The sequence below is a fragment of the Thermus sp. genome (assembly GCF_040290245.1).
Taxonomy (GTDB): Bacteria; Deinococcota; Deinococci; order Deinococcales; family Thermaceae; genus Thermus_A.
Window position 1 is genome coordinate 1 of sequence record NZ_PSMQ01000014.1, and the last position, 16,592, is coordinate 16,592.

At 65.9% G+C, this 16,592-nt stretch carries 17 protein-coding genes and 2 tRNA genes; 10 read left to right on the forward strand and 9 right to left on the reverse strand.

Features of this window, described 5'->3' with window-relative positions:
* Window positions 1–153 precede the first annotated feature (153 nt).
* Entirely contained in the window at window positions 154–471 is a 318-nt protein-coding gene (locus tag C4301_RS03390) for a cupin domain-containing protein (RefSeq protein ID WP_352413705.1), read from the reverse strand.
* 56 nt (window positions 472–527) lie between these two features.
* Here C4301_RS03390 and C4301_RS03395 point away from each other — a divergent pair.
* Window positions 528–604: transfer RNA gene (locus C4301_RS03395), tRNA-Pro, on the forward strand.
* Between the two features lie 81 nt (window positions 605–685).
* Here C4301_RS03395 and tkt read toward each other — a convergent pair.
* Window positions 686–2,650, reverse strand: coding sequence for a transketolase (tkt, locus tag C4301_RS03400; RefSeq protein WP_352413738.1), 1,965 nt, complete (start codon window positions 2,648–2,650; stop codon window positions 686–688).
* A gap of 154 nt (window positions 2,651–2,804) precedes the next feature.
* On the opposite strand from tkt, the gene C4301_RS03405 reads away from it, so the two are divergent.
* The 7 genes from C4301_RS03405 to C4301_RS03435 all read left to right on the forward strand — a co-directional run bounded on the left by C4301_RS03405 (window position 2,805) and on the right by C4301_RS03435 (window position 9,128).
* Window positions 2,805–2,881, forward strand: a tRNA-Arg gene (locus C4301_RS03405).
* A 55-nt stretch (window positions 2,882–2,936) separates the two neighbouring features.
* The gene (locus C4301_RS03410; protein ID WP_352413706.1) at window positions 2,937–3,947 is read left to right on the forward strand and encodes an LptF/LptG family permease; all 1,011 of its coding nucleotides are present in this window, start codon (window positions 2,937–2,939) and stop codon (window positions 3,945–3,947) included.
* Window positions 3,944–4,981, forward strand: coding sequence for an LptF/LptG family permease (locus C4301_RS03415; RefSeq protein ID WP_352413707.1), 1,038 nt, complete (start codon window positions 3,944–3,946; stop codon window positions 4,979–4,981). The genes C4301_RS03410 and C4301_RS03415 overlap by 4 nt, the downstream gene beginning before the upstream one ends.
* Entirely contained in the window at window positions 4,978–7,452 is a 2,475-nt protein-coding gene (locus tag C4301_RS03420; RefSeq protein ID WP_352413708.1) for an LPS-assembly protein LptD, read from the forward strand. The genes C4301_RS03415 and C4301_RS03420 overlap by 4 nt, the downstream gene beginning before the upstream one ends.
* The gene (locus tag C4301_RS03425) at window positions 7,452–8,411 is read left to right on the forward strand and encodes a hypothetical protein (protein ID WP_352413709.1); all 960 of its coding nucleotides are present in this window, start codon (window positions 7,452–7,454) and stop codon (window positions 8,409–8,411) included. Before C4301_RS03420 ends, C4301_RS03425 begins: the two co-directional genes overlap by 1 nt.
* A gap of 4 nt (window positions 8,412–8,415) precedes the next feature.
* A complete protein-coding gene (mce, locus tag C4301_RS03430) occupies window positions 8,416–8,802 on the forward strand; it encodes a methylmalonyl-CoA epimerase (RefSeq protein WP_352413710.1) in 387 nt (128 codons plus the stop codon).
* On the forward strand, window positions 8,781–9,128 hold the full coding sequence (locus C4301_RS03435; RefSeq protein WP_503012384.1) for a VanZ family protein: 348 nt from the start codon (window positions 8,781–8,783) through the stop codon (window positions 9,126–9,128). The genes mce and C4301_RS03435 overlap by 22 nt, the downstream gene beginning before the upstream one ends.
* Here the strand turns inward: C4301_RS03435 and C4301_RS03440 are convergent.
* From C4301_RS03440 to C4301_RS03465, 6 genes are read right to left on the reverse strand one after another with little or no spacing between them, the layout of a single operon-like run.
* Window positions 9,082–10,017 (reverse strand): AI-2E family transporter, encoded by a 936-nt coding sequence (locus C4301_RS03440; RefSeq protein WP_352413711.1) that lies wholly within the window; start codon window positions 10,015–10,017, stop codon window positions 9,082–9,084. The two genes, C4301_RS03435 and C4301_RS03440, sit on opposite strands and share 47 nt — an antisense overlap.
* Complete coding sequence (locus C4301_RS03445) at window positions 10,014–10,682, reverse strand: SDR family NAD(P)-dependent oxidoreductase (protein WP_352413712.1); 669 nt, start codon at window positions 10,680–10,682, stop codon at window positions 10,014–10,016. The genes C4301_RS03440 and C4301_RS03445 overlap by 4 nt, the downstream gene beginning before the upstream one ends.
* 10 nt (window positions 10,683–10,692) lie before the next feature.
* Complete coding sequence (locus C4301_RS03450; RefSeq protein ID WP_352413713.1) at window positions 10,693–11,625, reverse strand: 4Fe-4S dicluster domain-containing protein; 933 nt, start codon at window positions 11,623–11,625, stop codon at window positions 10,693–10,695.
* Window positions 11,625–12,689 (reverse strand): bifunctional 3-deoxy-7-phosphoheptulonate synthase/chorismate mutase, encoded by a 1,065-nt coding sequence (locus C4301_RS03455; RefSeq protein WP_352413714.1) that lies wholly within the window; start codon window positions 12,687–12,689, stop codon window positions 11,625–11,627. The genes C4301_RS03450 and C4301_RS03455 overlap by 1 nt, the downstream gene beginning before the upstream one ends.
* Before the next feature lie 32 nt (window positions 12,690–12,721).
* On the reverse strand, window positions 12,722–13,465 hold the full coding sequence (gene tatC / locus C4301_RS03460; protein WP_352413715.1) for a twin-arginine translocase subunit TatC: 744 nt from the start codon (window positions 13,463–13,465) through the stop codon (window positions 12,722–12,724).
* The gene (locus tag C4301_RS03465; protein WP_352413716.1) at window positions 13,462–13,674 is read right to left on the reverse strand and encodes a Sec-independent protein translocase subunit TatA/TatB; all 213 of its coding nucleotides are present in this window, start codon (window positions 13,672–13,674) and stop codon (window positions 13,462–13,464) included. The genes tatC and C4301_RS03465 overlap by 4 nt, the downstream gene beginning before the upstream one ends.
* Before the next feature lie 54 nt (window positions 13,675–13,728).
* Between C4301_RS03465 and ubiE the strand changes: the two genes are divergently transcribed.
* On the forward strand, window positions 13,729–14,436 hold the full coding sequence (ubiE, locus tag C4301_RS03470; protein WP_352413717.1) for a bifunctional demethylmenaquinone methyltransferase/2-methoxy-6-polyprenyl-1,4-benzoquinol methylase UbiE: 708 nt from the start codon (window positions 13,729–13,731) through the stop codon (window positions 14,434–14,436).
* On the opposite strand, the gene C4301_RS03475 is transcribed toward ubiE, so the two are convergent.
* Window positions 14,425–16,119 (reverse strand): M3 family oligoendopeptidase, encoded by a 1,695-nt coding sequence (locus tag C4301_RS03475; protein ID WP_352413718.1) that lies wholly within the window; start codon window positions 16,117–16,119, stop codon window positions 14,425–14,427. The genes ubiE and C4301_RS03475 overlap by 12 nt on opposite strands.
* A 68-nt stretch (window positions 16,120–16,187) precedes the next feature.
* Here C4301_RS03475 and C4301_RS03480 point away from each other — a divergent pair, with 68 nt between their 5' ends.
* Window positions 16,188–16,592: an acyl-CoA thioesterase gene (locus tag C4301_RS03480; protein ID WP_352413719.1), complete on the forward strand. Its 405-nt coding sequence runs from the start codon at window positions 16,188–16,190 to the stop codon at window positions 16,590–16,592.

The following is a 16,592-nucleotide window of genomic DNA, read 5'->3' on the forward strand; positions in this document are numbered from 1 at the left end:
GGCCTCTCCTCGGGAAGACGCCCCTCCCGGAAGACGAAGACCACGGGGTAGCGCTCCGCGATCCGCGCCAAAAAGCCGGGGCTTCCCGGGGTCCTAAGGTCCGACACGGTCACGCCCTTAGGGTAACCCGTGGGTGTGAAGACCCGGTGAAACTCAAGGCCTGGGGGCGGTGACCACCAATAAGACCGCCCGGCTTCCCGACTCGTTCCTCACCCCGTGGGCCACCCCCGCCCGGGCCAAAGCGGCCATCCCCGGGGCTAAAAGCGTCTCCTCCTCCCCCAGGGTGACCACCACCTCCCCCTCGAGGACGTAGTAAACCTTGTCCTGCCCCTTATGCGTGTGCACCTTCTGGGCCTGGCCGGGCAGGAGGGCGTAGAGGTCGATCAGCATCCTCTCCGAGTCAAAGAGGGGGATCTTGGCCATCTTCTCCTCGGAAAACCGAACCAGCTTGAACACGTCCTTGACATCCATGCACCCCATCCTACTTGACGTGGGCAAAAGGGAAGGCTAGACTAGCCTTTGCGCGCCGGGGAGTAGCGCAGCCTGGTAGCGCACACGCTTGGGGTGCGTGTGGTCGTCGGTTCAAATCCGGCCTCCCCGACCAGGCTCCCGCCCAGTGGGCGGGTTTTTCTTCGAAAAGCCCTAGGGCCCGGGGCCTCTACCCCGGGCCCTTTGTTCCCCGCCCTCAAGCCTTCTTCAGCAGGGTCTTGACCTCCTCCGCCACCCGCGCCGGGGTGAAGCCCAGCCTCTCGTAGACCTCCGGGTAGGGGGCGCTGGCGCCGAAGCGGTCCAGGCCGACCACCCTATCCGCGTACCGGCCCCAGCCCCAGGAAGCCCCCGCCTCCACCGCCATCACAGGAAGCCCCGGGGGAAGGACCGCACGCCTATAGGCCTCGGGCTGGGCCTCAAAAAGCTCCACACACGGCAGGCTCACCAACCGGACGTGGACGCCTTCCTCCCGAAGAAGCCCCTGGGCCCTTAGGGCCAGGTGGACCTCGCTTCCCGTGGCCAGGATGACCGCCTGAGGGTTTTCCACATCGGAAAGCACATACCCGCCCTTAAGGGCTCCTTTGGCCCTTTCCGGATCCAGGGTGGGGACGGCCTGCCGGGTGAGGATGAGGGCGGTGGGCCCCTCCTTCCGGGCCAGGGCCACCTGCCAGGCGTAGAAGGTCTCATAGGCGTCCGCGGGCCGGATAACAAAGAGATTAGGCATGGCCCGAAGGGAGGCCAGATGCTCCACCGGCTGGTGGGTGGGGCCGTCCTCCCCTAGGGCGATGGAGTCGTGGGTGAAGACGAAGACCGTGGGCGTGCCCATGAGGGCGGCCAGGCGAATGGCCGGGCGCATATAGTCGGAGAAGACCAGGAAGGTCCCCCCGTAGGCCCGGTACCCCCCATGGAGGTTGAGCCCGTTCAGGATGGCCCCCATGGCGTGCTCCCGCACGCCGAAGTGCAGATAGCGCCCCAAGGGGTTATCCGGGGAAAAGTCCTCCATGCCCTTGGCCTGGGTGTTGTTGGAAGGGGTGAGGTCGGCGCTGCCACCCAGAAGCTCGGGGATGCGGGAGGAGAGCCCGTCCAGGACCCTGCCGCTCGCCGCCCGGGTGGCGATGGGCTTGTCGAAGAGCGGCGGCTCCTCCAAAAGGGGGGGCAGCTCGGCCGAAAGGCGGCGGGAAAGCTCTTGGTAAAGGTCAGGGAAGGCCTTGGCGTAGGCCTCGAGGCGGCCTTCCCACTCCGCCTGCCAAGCCCGGCCCTTTTCCCGCATGTCCATATGCCGATACACCTCCTCCGGTACCACAAAGGGCGGGTAGGGCCAGGCCAGGTTCTTCCGGGTGGCCTCCACCGCTTCCGGGCCTAGGGGCTCCCCGTGGGCCTTGTGGGAGTCCTGCTTGGGGGAGCCAAAGCCGATGTGGCTCCGGACAGCGATCAGGGTGGGCCTTTCGTCCAGCTTGGCCAGTTTCAGGGCATGCCGTAGGGCATCCAGGTCATTCGCGTCCTCCACGCGAAGGGTCTGCCAACCGTAGGCCTGGTAGCGGAGGAGGACGTCCTCTTTGAAGGCCAGATCCGTAGGGCCGTCAATGGAGATGCGGTTATCGTCCCAGAAGACGATGAGCTTGGAAAGCTTCCACTGCCCCGCGAGGCTGCTCGCCTCCCCCGAGACCCCCTCCATCAGGTCCCCGTCCGAGGCCAGGACGTAGGTGTAATGGTCCACCACCGGGTGGCCTGGGCGGTTGAACTCGAGGGCGAGCTTCTTCTCGGCAAGGGCCAGGCCCACCGCGGTGGAGATCCCCTGGCCCAAAGGCCCCGTGGTCACCTCCACCCCAGGGGTGTGCCCCCTTTCCGGGTGGCCCGGGGTCTTGGAGCCCCACTGGCGGAAGCGCATGAGCTCCTCGAGGGGGAGGTCATACCCCGTCAGGTGGAGAAGGGCATAAAGGAGCATGGAACCGTGCCCCGCGGAAAGGACAAACCGGTCCCGGTCCGGCCAGCTGGGGTCCAGGGGGTTATGGCGCATGACCTCCCGGAAGAGGAGATACCCCAAGGGGGCCATGGCCATGGGCATACCCGGGTGGCCGCTTTTGGCCTTCTCCACGGCATCTACGGCCAGAAACCGGATGGCGCCGATTGAAAGAAGAGTCAGGTCCTTGGTCTCGGTCATCGCTTCCCCCATCGTACCCACCAGGGTACGGAGGGGTGGCCTTAAGTTCAATCCTCTTTTCACAAGCGGTGCATAAGGGACACTTATAGCCCTTGCGCGGGTGCAGGGCGGCTTGCCTCCCCCAAGGCCGGATGTTAAAATCCCATCGGTGCGGGCGCCCGTAGCTCAGCAGGACAGAGCGGGGGCTTCCTAAGCCCTAGGTCGGGGGTTCGAATCCCTCCGGGCGCACCAAAGGGCCCTTAAGGGGCCTTTTTCTATTCTCACCTCCGGAGCGTATACTGCCTGCGTGCTGGGCCGCTACGTGCTCAAGGAGGTCCTCTGGCCCTACGGGGCAGGGGTTCTCCTCTTCCTGGCGCTTCTTACCACGGATCTCCTCACCTCCCTGTCCGGTTTTCTCCTGGCCCGCGGCGTGGAGGCCGAAAAGGTGGCCCTTCTCGTCCTCTACCGCCTCCCCTGGACCCTGAACCTCGCCCTGCCCTTGGGCCTCGTCTTCGCCATCCTCGTGGGGCTAGCCCGGCTCATCCGCCAGTCCGAGCTCAAGGCGGCCTATGCGGGGGGCGTTCCTCCCTTGGGGCTCCTAAAACCCCTGCTCCTTTTGGGGCTGCTTGTGGGAGGGGTGGTCTTCCTCAACGGGGGCTTTTTAAGGCCGCTAGCCCTGGAGCGATACGATGCCCTTTTGGCCAAGATCTTCTACGGGGAAGGAGGGATTTCCGGCGTTTTGCGGAACCAGGTCTACGCCCCCCCCGGCCTGGGGGTCTACTTCGCAGAGGAGGTGCGCCCCGAGGGGGGCCGGACTCGCCTTTACCGCCTGCGGGTGGTCCGCCCCGACGGAACGGTCTACAGTGGGGAGGAAGGGATATGGGACGAACGGGGCTGGTCGTTTACGGGCTACAAGGTGGAAGGAAGCAGGCCCCAGGCCTTTCAAGGAACCCTTCCCTTCCCCGCCCGCTTCACCCCTAAGGAGAGCCTGGGCTCCCGGGACCCCTACGACGCCTACACCCTCCTCGAGCTTAAGGAAAGGGCCAAGGTGGACCCCAAGGCCCTCTTTGCCCTTTACCGGCGATACTCCGATGCCCTGGGGGCCTTCCTCCTCGCCTGGACGGCGGCGGCGGTGGGGCTTTCCCTAAGGGAAGCCCCTTACGCCTTTTTGGCCATCGTCCTCCTCATCTTCGGCTACTACGTGCTCTGGACCTTTACCGCCCAGCTTGCCCGGTTTGAAGCGGCGGCCTGGGGCGCGTTCTGGCCCAACCTGGCCTACGGGCTTTTGGCCTTGGGCCTCACCTGGAGGCTAAGATGAGGACCCTGGACCGGTATCTTCTGCGGGAGGTTCTGGGCTACCTGGTCTCAGGGCTTTTCGTGGTGGTCCTCCTCTTCCTGGGAGGGGCGGTCTATGAGGTCCTCGCCCCCTTGGTGGCCAAGGGGGCGGAGGCCTGGGTGGTCCTCCAGTACCTGGCCTACCGGGTGCCGGAGGCCTTGGTGCGGGGGATTCCCGTAGCCTACCTTTTCGCCCTATTGCTCCTCCTTTCTCGGCTGGCAGAGGACTCGGAGCTCAAGGCCCTTCTGGCCCTAGGGGTGTCCAAGACCCGGGTGCTCCTCCCCTTTTTGGCCCTAGGCGGGGGGCTGGCCCTTCTGGCCTTCACCCTGGGGGAAAGCTGGGCCCCAGAAAGCCTAAGGCGGGGGCAGGACCTTTTGCGAAAGACCGTGCTCCAGAAGCCCCGGGCCCTACTGGCCCCGGGCTCGAGCTTTCTGGACGCGGAGGGGCGGGTGGTCTACGTGGGCCAGGTGGGGGAGGAGCTGGGGGAGATCCGGCTCCTCTCCCCAAGCGAGGTGGTCCTGGCCCAAAGGGGCAGGCTGGAGGAGGGGGTGCTGAAGGTGGAAAAAGGCCTTCGCATCACCTACGAGGAAAGCCGCCCCCGCACCGTGGCCCGCTTTGAGCGGGGGGAGGTGGCTTTAAGCGAACTCTCCTACGAGCCCTGGACCAACCCCGCCCAAGGCCTGAGCCTGAAGGCGCTTAAAGAGGAGATCGCCCGGCTTAGGGGGGTGGGGCTCAAGGCCAGCCTCGAGGCCACCACCTACCACCGCCGCTTCGCCGAGCCCGCCGCCAGCCTTTCCTTCGCCCTTTTTGGAGTGGGGCTGGCCTTCTTCCTCCCTGGGAGCCGGAGCCTAGGGCTTGTAGGGGTGGGGGTCTTGACGTTCTTTTACTACGCCACCTGGAGCGTGGGCCGGGTCCTGGGGGAGCAGGGGGTGGTGCCCCCGGCCCTGGCCGCCTGGGGGCCCAACCTCCTCTACGGGCTTCTGGGGCTTCTCCTCTTCCTCTGGGGGCGGCGGTGAGGGCCTGGGTCCTTTTTCTTCTATTCCAACTGGCCTTTGGGGCCACGCTCAAGGTCCTGGAGGCGGAACGCCTCGAGCTCAGGAACGAGGGCGAGGAGGTCTACGTTTTGGTGGGAAACCCCGTGCGCCTGGAGCGAGACGGGGAGTCCATTGAGGCCAACCGGGTGGTCTTCAACCGGACCCAAAAGCGGCTTTACCTCCTGGAGAGGGTGCGGTACAAGGACAAGGAGGGGCGGAGCATCCAGGCGGAAAGCCTCACCCTCGACCTGACGAGCGAGGACTTCTCCGCCCTTAACGTGGAGATCACCCAGAAGAACCTCCTCATCACCGGCCCCTTGTGCGAGCGGGTGGCGGGGAGCATCCTTTTGGAAAAGGGCTACGCCACCCCTTGTTTCGGCTGTGGCCAGAGGACACCCGACTACGCCTTTCGGGCGGAGGAGATCCTGCTTTACCCGGGGGACAGGGTGGTGGCCCGGAGGGTCACCCTGCTCGTACGGGAGAGGCCCGTCCTCACCCTTCCCGTCCTCCTCCTTTTTCTTTCGGAAAGGCGGCCCCGCCTCGAGGTGGGCCAGGACGAAGGGGGGTTTTACCTTAAAAGCGCTCTTCCCTATGTCTCGGACCTCGGCCTCGGGTTTACCTTTCTGAATTATTTCCAGGGCCGGGGGTACGGGTTTGGGCTGGACCACTTCGGGACAGGGGAGGCCAAGGAGCGCTACTTCTTCCTCTACACCCCCCCACAGACCTTCCAGTACCGGCTGGAATACGCCCTGAAAAGGCCGGGCCTCCGCCTGAACGCCCTGGTGGAGCGGGACGACACCAAGGACAAGCTCACCAGCGCCCAGGCCGAGGCCGTCCTCGAGGGGGGTATCCTCCCGGAGGAGGGCCTCTCCAGGCTTCGCCTTGGCCTGGACCTCTTCCTGGACCACGACCCCACCACCCCCCCGCCCAGAAGGACGCAGAAGCTGGAGATCGAGGCCACCTTCACCGGGCTCCAAGACCGGGCGTACACCGTGGCCGGAAGCCTTTCCCTTGGGCTTTACGCCGGGGAGTCCAACCCCCTCAACCGGAGCGCCCGGGCCCTCGGGCCTTACCTCTGGGCGGGGCGGCTTCTTTTTTCCCACGCGGAAACCCTCTCCCCCGAACTCTGGGCGGGGGCCAGCCTGCGGGGGGAGAACCGCTTCCGCGGGTTCTACTACACCACGCGAAACCCCGACGGGGAGGCCGAGCGCCTGGTGGACTGGACCACGCAGCTGAGCTTCCGCCAAAGCTTCCCCGGCCAGGCCGGCCAGACAGCCTACCTGGAAGCCGGCTACACCCGGAGCGTCCAAGAGGGGGAAAGCCCCTTCCGGTTTGATGCCTTACCCACGCGAAGGACCCACCAGGCCACCCTGGGCGCGGGCTTCCAGCAACCCCCCCTGACCCTGAGCGCCAAGGGCGGGCGGGATCTGGAAAAAGGCCGGCTCCTCCCCTTAGAACTCTCCGCCCAGTACCAGGACCCCTTGGGAAACGCCCTCCTTACCCACCGCCGGGACCTGGAGGGGCAGGGCCCCCTGGAGAGCAAGGCCAGCCTCTCCCTTACCCCCAGGCCCTTCTCCCTCCGGGCCACCCTTCGCTTTGACCACCAAAAAGCCCTGTTTGACCCCCTGGAACTGGCCTTGGGCTACGCCCTCGTGGGGGGGAGCCTGAACCTCACCCACCGCCAGGGGCTGAACGGGGAAGGCCCCTTGGAGAGCCGCCTGAGCCTGGCCTACCGGGAGGGGGAGTCCTCGTACACCTTCAACCTCCGCCGGGCCTACCCCCAGAACCTCACCGAAGCCCAGGCCACCTTAGGGTTTGGCCCCAGGGCCTTCACCCTCAGCCTGGGCCTGGACGGGCAGCAGCTTCGCTATGGGCTTTCCTATGGGGAAGAGGGGCTAAGGCCTCTGGCCTCCCTCCGCCTGGAGTTGACCGGAAGGCTGGACGGGGGGTGGCGGGACACCCGTCTCCGCCTCAGCCTCACCCGCCTCGAGCCCGAGCTCAGCCTCCGCCTTTCCGGAACCCTCCACCTCCCGGAGGACCCCGACCCCAGCCTCTTCCTAAGGGATTTGACCTTTTCAGGTGGCCTAGACCTCCTCCCCCCGCCCAAACGCAAGGAGGAGATGGGGCTCTCCCTTTCGGGAAGCCTCTCCTACCTCCGCCGCACAGACGGGGAGACCTTAACCCTAAGGAACTTCGGCCCGACCTTCAGCTTCCTCGAATCCCCCTCCGAAGGGACCGAGGACAGCACCCGCCTCTACTTCTCCCTCCTCTTCTCCGGCATCCGGCCCGCCCTCCACACCAAGTACATCCTGGTGGTGGACCGGTGCTGCTGGGCCTTTAGGGCGGCCTATGACTCGGAAAGACGGGCCTTCTCCTTGGCTTTCCTCTACGGAGGTCAGGCGGCGGGCCTTCTTTTGGACGAAGCAGGCATCCGGCTGGGAGGTGGTCCGTGATGCGTTGGAGTCGGAGTCTGGGCTTAGGCCTGGTCCTCTTGCTTGCCGCCTGCACCGGAACCCAAGAACCCCAAGTTCCAGCCCTTCTGGCCCTGGGGGGAGGGGCTGAGGTCCGGTTCATCAAAGCCTCCTCCCTTCAGCAAAGGAACCCAGAGGCTGTGGCCACCTGGGAGACACCGGGGCTTTTAGACCTCGCCTACGCCCCCGGAAGGCTTTTCCTCCTCTTTTCGGACCGCGTGGAGGCCTACGACACGGGAGGGTTTTCCGAGGCCTCGGTCCCCCAAAGCCTCGCGGCCACCCAGGCCCTTCCAAGCTGCACAAAAGGGTACCTGCGCCTGGGGGAGAACCGCCTCCTCATCGCCTGTCCGGACCTCCCCGAGGCCTACACCTGGCCCCTTACCGGAGGGGAGCTTGCCCGAGTGAACCTTACCGGCCTGGGCCCCAGTGCCCGTCTGGCCCTGGGGCCCGGGGACCGGCTGGCCTACGCCACCCCAAGCGCCCTGGGCCACCGGAACCTAGACGGGAGCGACCCCAAGGAAAAGGGCGTTTCCACCGCCCTCCCTCCCAAGGACCTGGTCCACGACCGGGACTCAGGAGGGCTTTGGGCCCTTTATGGGGGGACGTTTGAAAGCCGGCTTTTCCGCTTAGACCGGGATCTGAACCTTTCCGACCAGGGTTTCCAAAACCCCTACACGGCTCTGGCCTTAGGCCGAAGCGCTCTAGTGGCCCTGGGCCGGGGGTTCCAGGTGATGAACGCGCAAGGAAACCCCATCGGGGAGCCGCAAAGCCCCTCCACCCCTTACCAGGCAGGGTTGGTGGCCCCAGACGGATACCTTTATCTGGCCCAAGAGGGCGCACTCGAGACCTGGGATCTCCTCTCGACCCCCCTTCTTCGCACCTCCACCGTCCCCCTGACGGGGTTCTCGCCCAAGGCCGTGGCCTTCATCCCGGTACAATAGGCCCATGCTGCACCACGTGGGCATCGCGGTGGAGGACCTCGAAAAGGCCAAAGAGCGGTACGGCCTTTTGGGCTATGCCCTCGAGGCCGAAGGGGTGGTGGAAGGCCAAGGGGTGCGGGTGGCCATGCTGAAAAAGGGGGAAAGCCGCCTGGAGCTCCTCGCCCCCCTAGGCCCCGAAACCCCCGTGGGCCGGTTTTTGGCCAAGCGGGGAGGCGGCCTTCACCACCTGGCCTTCGCCACCCAGACGATCGAGGAGGACCTGGCTTGCCTCGAGGCCCAAGGGGCCCGGCTGATCGACCCGGTGCCCCGGCCGGGCTTCGGGGGGCACCGGGTGGCCTTCATCCACCCCAGCTTCTCCGGAGGGGTCCTTTGGGAGCTCGTCGAAGCCTAGCCCTTCTTTTGGCCCTTTGGGAGATGGCGGGGATCTTCTACCTCTCCTCGAGGCCGGGGAATGAGGTGGGCCTGCCCGCCCCCTGGGACAAGCTGGCCCATTTCCTGGCCTATGCCCTTTTGGGCTTCCTCCTGGCCTGGGGCCTGGAAAAAAGGCGGCCGGCCTTCGGGCTGGCCGCCTTGTATGGCCTTTTGGACGAGTTTCACCAACGCTTCACCCCCGGCCGGGAGGTGAGCCTGGGAGACTTCCTGGCGGATGCCCTGGGAGCGGCCTTGGGCGCTACGCTTTCTGCCGCCAGAACCGGTAAAGATTGTCCACCAGGATAAGGCCCGGCACCGCCAAAAAGACCCCGAGAAGCCCAAAAAGCTTCCCCGCCACAAAGATGGCGAGGAGGACCACGGCGGGGTGGTAGCCCAGGTGGCGGCTGTAGATATAGGGGATGAGGACCTTCCCTTCCAATAGGGCCAGCGCCCCGTAGCCCAAAAGCACCAGCCCCGCCGTGACCAGGCCTTTGGACAGGGCCACCCCTGCGGAGAGGAGGGCGATGATGGCCCCGCCCACCAGGGGCACGACCTCCAGCACCCCCCCGAGGACCGCCAAAGCCCAAGGCGCGGGGGCCTTCACCAGGCTGAGCCAGGTCCCAAAGAGAAGGGCAAAGGAAAAGGCCACAAAAAACTGGGCCCGCGCCCAGTACCCCATGCGGCGCCAGGTGGCCTCCAGCACCTCGGCCCAGCCCGCCCCGGGGAGGTAGGGGGCCAAGCGGGCCACCAGGTGGGGCTCCAGGCTCACCATCACCGCCAACACCAAGGCCAGGACCGCCTCGGAAACGCCCCCCACCAGACGGAAGACCACCCCCCCTGCGGCCTTTCCCGCGGAGGCCAGGCCGCTTAAAAGCGTCTCCAGGGGCCGGTCGGCCAACGCCTCGAGGTGGACGGGAAGGTGGGCCAGAACCCCGGCCAGATGGGCGAACTGCCTGGCCAAGACCGGGTAGGTCAGCACCCCCACGAGAAAGACGGCCCCCAGGAGAAGGGCATACGCCAGGAGGACGGCCAAAGGCCGGCCTAAACGGCCCGCCAACCCTCCCACCAAGGGCTCCACCGCCGCGGCCAGGGTAAAGGCCAAAAAGACCCAAAGGAAGAGCTCCAAAAGCCGCGTGGCCGCCCAGAGCGCAAGGAGGAAAAGGGCCGCCTGGTAAAAAAAGGGGGAAAGCCTCATTGGGGCGGGTAGACGGGCAGTTCCAAAAGGCGCCCTCCCTGAAGCTCCATGGAAAAGATGAGGGCCTCGGCCAGAGCCTCCGGCCGGATCCAAAGGCGGGTGTCCGCCCCCGGCACGGCCTCGCGGTTCTGGGGCGTATCGACGGTGCCCATGGGGTAGAGGATCAAAAACCGTACCCCCTCCACCTCCCCCGCCACCGAGCGGAGAAGGGCAGCCAAAGCGGCCTTGGCGGTGGTGTACAGGGCCCGCTTGGGGCCTTCCCCCGTCCAGGCGGGGCCGGCGGCGAAGGCGGCGAAGAACCCCCGCCTCTTATCCAAATAGGGCAAGGCGGCGTGAAGGAGGTTAAAGGTGGTCCGGAGGTTGAGGTCCATCATCCAGTCGTACAGGCCCGGATCGGCCTGGAGGAAGCCTCCCCCCGCAAACCCCCCTACGGTATGGATCGCCGCCTCCATCCCCTGCTCCGCGGCCCAGTCCGCCAGGGCCTTGGCCTCCTCGTACCGGGTGAGATCGGCCACGAAGGTCTTCCCGCCGTACCGATGGGCCCGCTCCCCCATGCGCTCCGGCCTGGGGTCGGACAAAAGGAGCCGGTACCCCCGCTCATGTAGCCGGGGAAGGAGGGCCCCTGCCACCCCGCCCCCCGCGCCCGTGACCAGGACCGTTTTCATGGTTCACCCCCTACATATCGTACCAGGGGGGCTGGCCGCGAAAGAGGAGGACCTCCTCCAGCGCCTCTGCCTCGGAGAGGCGGATCACCTGGGGCGGGCAGCTCTCCACGCAGGCCCCGCACCCGGTGCACCGATCCACCTCGAGGTAGAGAAGGTACTCCTCCTCCTCCCGCACCCGGCGGATGGCCTGGGTGGGGCAGACGTTGGTGCAGACCGGGCAAAGGGTGCACCCCTCGGCCACCTCCACCCGGAACCACCGCACCTTGGGGCTTCTCTGGGCGGCGATCTGGCGGAGGCGGAGCTCGGCGGGCAGGGGTTTTTCCCCCTCCTCCAAAGGGATGGGGAGCTCGGGGACGAGGCTGGCGGCCGTGCGCTTGGCGCTGCCCACAAGGGCCCGGAAGAGTTCCCGCCGGTCCACCCGCTCCCCGGGAAGGGCCCCTTGGACCACCTCCACCTCCACGGGGAAGTACCGCCGGGCCTCCTCCACCATGCGCTCGAGGTGAAGGGGAACCCCCTCTCCCCCAATCCGGCAGGTCTCACACGCCCCCCGGGCCAGGGTGAGGCGGCCAAAGCGGCTACCCGCCTCGGCAAGCAGCCCCGGGGTGAGACGGCCCAGACAGAGGACCTCCTCCCCGGTCCCCTCCGCCTTGGAACAACGCACCTGCCCCCGGCCCCGGATCAGGGCCTCCTGTACCCCCCCCAGGGGATACTCCAGGGCCAGACCAGGGCAGACCCCCACGCACACCCCGCACCCCGTGCAGTCCACCTCGTCGATCTCCACCGACCAGTTCTCCAGGCGCACCGCCCGTTTGGGGCAGGCCTTTTCGCACCGGTCGCACCCCCCCACGCTGTTCTTATGCAAAAGGCAGCGTTCCGCCACAAAGCGGGGCCTAGGGTCCGTGGCCTTTAAAAAGGCGTTTAGAAGGTTGTCCAAAAGCCCCATTACCGCCTCAGGAAGGGGGAAAGCGCCCCTAGGAAGGCCTCAAATTGAGCAAAGTCCATCTGTTGCTCGTTGTCGGAAAGGGCCACCTTGGGGTTGGGGTGGACCTCCACATGCACCCCGTCCGCTCCCGCGGCCAAGGCGGCCCGGGCCAAGGGGATGAGGAGGTCGGTGCGCCCCGCCGCGTGGGTCACGTCCACCACCACCGGGAGGTGGGTCTCCCGCTTGGCCAAGGCCACCGCGGAAAGGTCCAGGGTGTTCCGGGTCCAGCGCTCGTAGGTGCGGATGCCCCGCTCGGCCAGGATGACCGCCTCGTTCCCCTGGGCCAGAACGTACTCCGCGGCGTAGAACCACTCCTCCACCGTAGCGGCCAGGCCCCGTTTAAGAAGGACGGGCTTCCTCGCCTGGCCCACCTCCTTCAAAAGGGCGAAGTTCTGCATATTCCGGGCCCCCACCTGGAGGATGTCGGCATACTCGGCCACCACCTCCACATCCCGGGTGTCCATGACCTCGGTGACGAAGACCATGCCGAAGGCCTCCGCCGCCTTCCGGCCGAGCCTTAAGCCCTCCACCCCCAGGCCCTGAAAGGCGTAGGGGCTGGTGCGGGGCTTGAACGCCCCTCCCCTGAGGACCTTTACCCCCCGCTCGGCCAGGAAGCGGGCGGTCTCCATCATCTGGGCCTCCGACTCGATGGAACAAGGGCCAGCGATGACCAGGGGGGCCTCCCCGAAGACCACCCCCCTCACCCGCACCCGGGTGTCCTCCTGCTTGACCTTTCGGGAGTAGAGGAACCTCTTCTGATCCTGGCGTTCCTCCAGGTCCAGGCTGGCGCGGAAGATCTCCTTAAACAGCTTCCGGATGGTCTCGTTTGGGAATGGCCCCGGGTTTTCCCGGGTGAGGTAGGCGAGCATCTCCTCCTCCCGCTTGGGGTCGTAGTGAGGCAGGCCAAGCTCCGTCTGGATCCGGCCGATCTCCTGAACCAGCCTTCCCCGCTCGGAAAGGAGGCGCAAAAGCTCCCGGTTAATCCGGTCCACCTCCCGGCGAAGGGCCTGTATGCGTGCGTCCATAGGCTACTCTATGCCAAGGGCTTGGCCCGAAGTCAAGCCTCCAGCTCCTTGGGCCTTTGCCTTTCCGCAAGCCGGGCCACGAGGACCGAGATCCAGTAAAGCACCAAAAGCGGTAGGGAGACGATGGCCAGGCTCACCACATCCACCGTGGGGGTGATGATGGCCGCCAAAGTCAGGAGGAGGACGACGGCGATGCGCCAGTTCCTGGCCAGGAAGCTGCTGGAAAGAATCCCCAGCCTGGCGAGGAGATAGCTCACCACCGGCATCTCGAAGACCAGGCCCATGACCGCCATCATCAGCAGGACCTGGCCCATGTACCGGCCGATGGAGATCTGGGGCGTGACCACGTCCCCCAAAAAGCCCAAAAGGAAGGGGATGGCAAAGGGCAAGAAGCCGTAGTAGGCGAAGAGGGCCCCAAGGGCGAAGCTGAAGCCCGCCCCCAGGAGAAAAGGCACGGCCAGGCGTTTCTCGTGTTCGTAAAGCCCAGGGGCGATGAAGGCCCAGATCTGGTAGACGATGAAGGGCAAAACCAAGACCAACCCCCCGAAGGCCGCCACCTTCAAAGAGACCAAAAAGGGCTCGGTGATATCCAAGACGATGAGGTTCACCTGGATGCCGTTCTGTCTGGCCGCCAGGTCCAAAGGCCGCTTCAACCAGTCCAGAAGCTGGATCCGGAAGGACCAAGCCACCCCCGTGGCCACCGCCCAGGCCAGGATGGACCAGAGTAGGCGGCTTCGGAGTTCCTCGAGGTGTTCAACCAAAGGGGCTTCCTTCAAGCTTTAGGCTCCTCCTTCACTGGTGCGGGCTTGACCTCTTCCTTGACCTCAACGGACTTTTCCAGCTCCTCCCGGATCTCCTGCGCCCCCCGCTTGAACTCCCGGATGCTCTGCCCCAAGGAGCGGCCGAGCTCGGGAAGCTTCCTCGGGCCAAAAAGGAGCAGGGCGATGAGAAGGATGACCAGGATCTCTGGCATGCCCAGGTTCATACCCCCAGTCTACCACCTGAGCTGAAAAGAAGGTGAAGGCGTATACTCAAAGGCGTGGAGCGGAAGCCCGAGGCCGTGCGCCGGATGTTCAGCGAAATCGCCCCCAGGTATGACCTTCTCAACCGCCTCCTCTCCTTAGGACAGGACCAGGCCTGGCGGAAGCGGGCGGTGGCCTTGGCCCTGGCGAGAAACCCCCGCCGGGTTCTGGACCTGGCCACAGGCACGGGGGACCTGGCCTTGGCCATCAAGCGGGCCCGGCCCGAGGCGGAGGTCGTAGGGGTGGACTTCGCCCCGGCCATGCTGGAACTCGCCCGCAGAAAGGCGAAGCAGCTGGGCCTCGAGGTGGCCTTCCTGGAAGGGGACGCCCTCGCCCTGCCCTTTCCCGAGGGTAGCTTCCAGGCGGTCACGGTGGCGTTTGGGTTCCGGAACTTCGCGGACTACGGGAAGGCCTTGGAAGAGATGCACCGCGTCCTTGCCCCCGGGGGCCGGGCGGTGATTCTGGAGTTTCCCCCACCCCCCGGCGGGGCCTTCGGCCTCCTCTACCGGGCCTACTTCCAGGGGGTCCTCCCGCTTTTGGGGGGGCTCATCTCGGGAAACTTCCGCGCCTACCGGTACCTCCCCGAGTCGGTCAAGCGCTTTCCCGCCCCGGAAGCCCTAAAGGGCATGATGGAGCGGGTGGGCTTCGAGGTGCGCTACGAACGGCTGGCCTTCGGCGCGGCGGCCATCCACGTGGGGGACAAGCCTGGAGCCCTACCCGTTTAGGCGCCGGCCCAGGGCCTCCACCCGCTCCTCGATGACCTTTACCCCCCTTCGCCAGAAGTCCGGGCTCTCCAGGTCAAACCCGAACCGGGCCCCCAGCTCCTTAGCCGTGTACTGGCCCGAGGAGGCGAGGAGGTCCTCATACCTCTCCAAGAAACCCGCCTTCTCCTGCCGGTGGGTCTCGTAAAGCGCCAGGCCGAAAAGCAGGCCAAAGGCGTAAGGGTAGTTGTAAAAGTCGGACCCGTAGTAATGCCCCTTCACCGCCCACATATAGGGGTGGCGGCTTTTCAGGGCCTCCCCGTAGGCCTCGTCCTGGGCCCGCACCATAAGTTCCTTGAACTCTCTTCCGGAAAGTTCCCGCCCCTTCCGGGCCTCAAACACCCAGGACTCAAAGAGGAAGCGGGAGTAGATGTCCACCACCACCTGGGCCGCCCCGGTAAGCCACCCGTCCAGGACAAGAAGGCCCTCCTCCGCCGGCAAAACCTCCAAGGCGGCCTCCACCACCACCGTCTCGTTCATGATGCTCGCCGTCTCGGCCAAGGTCATGGGGACCTTCCGGAGGCTTGGGGGGCGCCGGGCCAGGCAGAAGTTGTGGTAGGCGTGGCCCAGCTCATGGGCCAAGGTGGAGACCGCCTCAAAGCTCTCCTCAAAGTTGGTGAGGATGAGGCTCCTCTCCCCACCCGCCCCCATGCAGAAGGCCCCACCCACCTTGCCCTTCCGGGGGAGGACGTCGATCCAGCGCTCCCGGAAGGCCCGCTCCGCCAAGGCGGCGTCCGCCGGGGAAAAGCGGGCCAGGTGCTCCACGATAAACCGCATGCCCTCCTCGTAGCTCCACCGCCGCCCCTCGCCCAAAGGCGCGAAGAGGTCCCACCAGTCCAGAACAGGCTTCCCAAGCGCCTTAGCCTTGAGGTCAAAGTAGCGGCGGAAAAGGGGTAAGGCCTCCCGCATGGCGGTAAGGAGGGCCTCCAGCATGGGCCGGGTGATGCGGTTTTTGTGCAGGGTGGGCTCGAGGTCGTCTGGATACCCCCGCTTGCGGTTTAAAAGCGCCGCCTCCCCCTTGACCCCGTTTAAGGCGAAGGCCAAGGGGAGCTCGTTCTTCTCCCAGGCGCTAAGCTCGGCCTCGTAGGCCGCCTTCCGCACGGATTCGTCCTTGTGGAAGGCCAGGTTGCGCACAAAGGAGATGGGCTTTTCCTCCCCGTTTAAAGGGGCGGTGATCTGGCTGGTCAGGCTCTGGTGGAGCTTGGCCCAGGCCTTCCGGGCCAAAAGGCTCATCTCCGCGGCCAAAACCTCCTCGGGCAAGGACATCTGGTGCGCCCGCTCCAGCCTGGCCTCCTCCACCAGGATCCGGTAAGCCCCCGCCTCCGAAGGGTCCTTTTCGGCCAGGTAGCGGACGAGCAAGGGCCTTAGGCGTTGGAAGTTGAGAAGCCTGCTTTCGAACTCGGAAAGGCGCTTCAGGGCCTCCTCGTCCAAGGTGTTTTGCGCATAGCGGGCGTAGACGTAAGCGGACAGGGGGGCCAGGGCCTCGAGGTAGGCATCCAAAGCGGAAAGGGCCTCGGACAAAGGGGCCTGCCCCTCCAGCTTTTCACGAAGGGCCTGCAACCGGGCCTCCAGCCCCGCCAGATCCTGCTCAAACCTTTCGCCAAAACCAGGGTAGAGGGCCTCGAGGTTCCAGGTGAGCTCGGCCATGCCCCCACTATACCTGACCCGCGGGTCAGCGCTTGTCAACCGGGCCCCCAAGGCGTACCATGCCCCCCATGGAGGGCTTTCCCGTCCGCGTCCCCATCCAGGTCCGCTTTGCCGACATCGATGCCCTGGGCCATGTGAACAACGCCGCTTACTTAAGCTATCTGGAGCTTGCCCGCATCGCCTACTTTCACCGGATCTTACCGGGCTGGCTCTCCGAGGGCCACTTCGTCCTGGCCCGGGTGGAGGTGGACTACAGAAAACCCCTTTTTCTAGAGGACCGGGTGGAGGTGCTCGCCCGCACGGTGCGGATTGGGCGCTCGAGCTTCACCATGGAGTACCGGGTGCTTAAAAACGGGGAGGAGGCCGCCCGGGCCCTCTCGGTCCAGGTCTACTTAGAAAACGGGCGACCCACCCCCCTCCCAAAGGATCTCCGGCAGGCCATCCAAAGCCTGGAAGGGCACACTTTGGCCTAG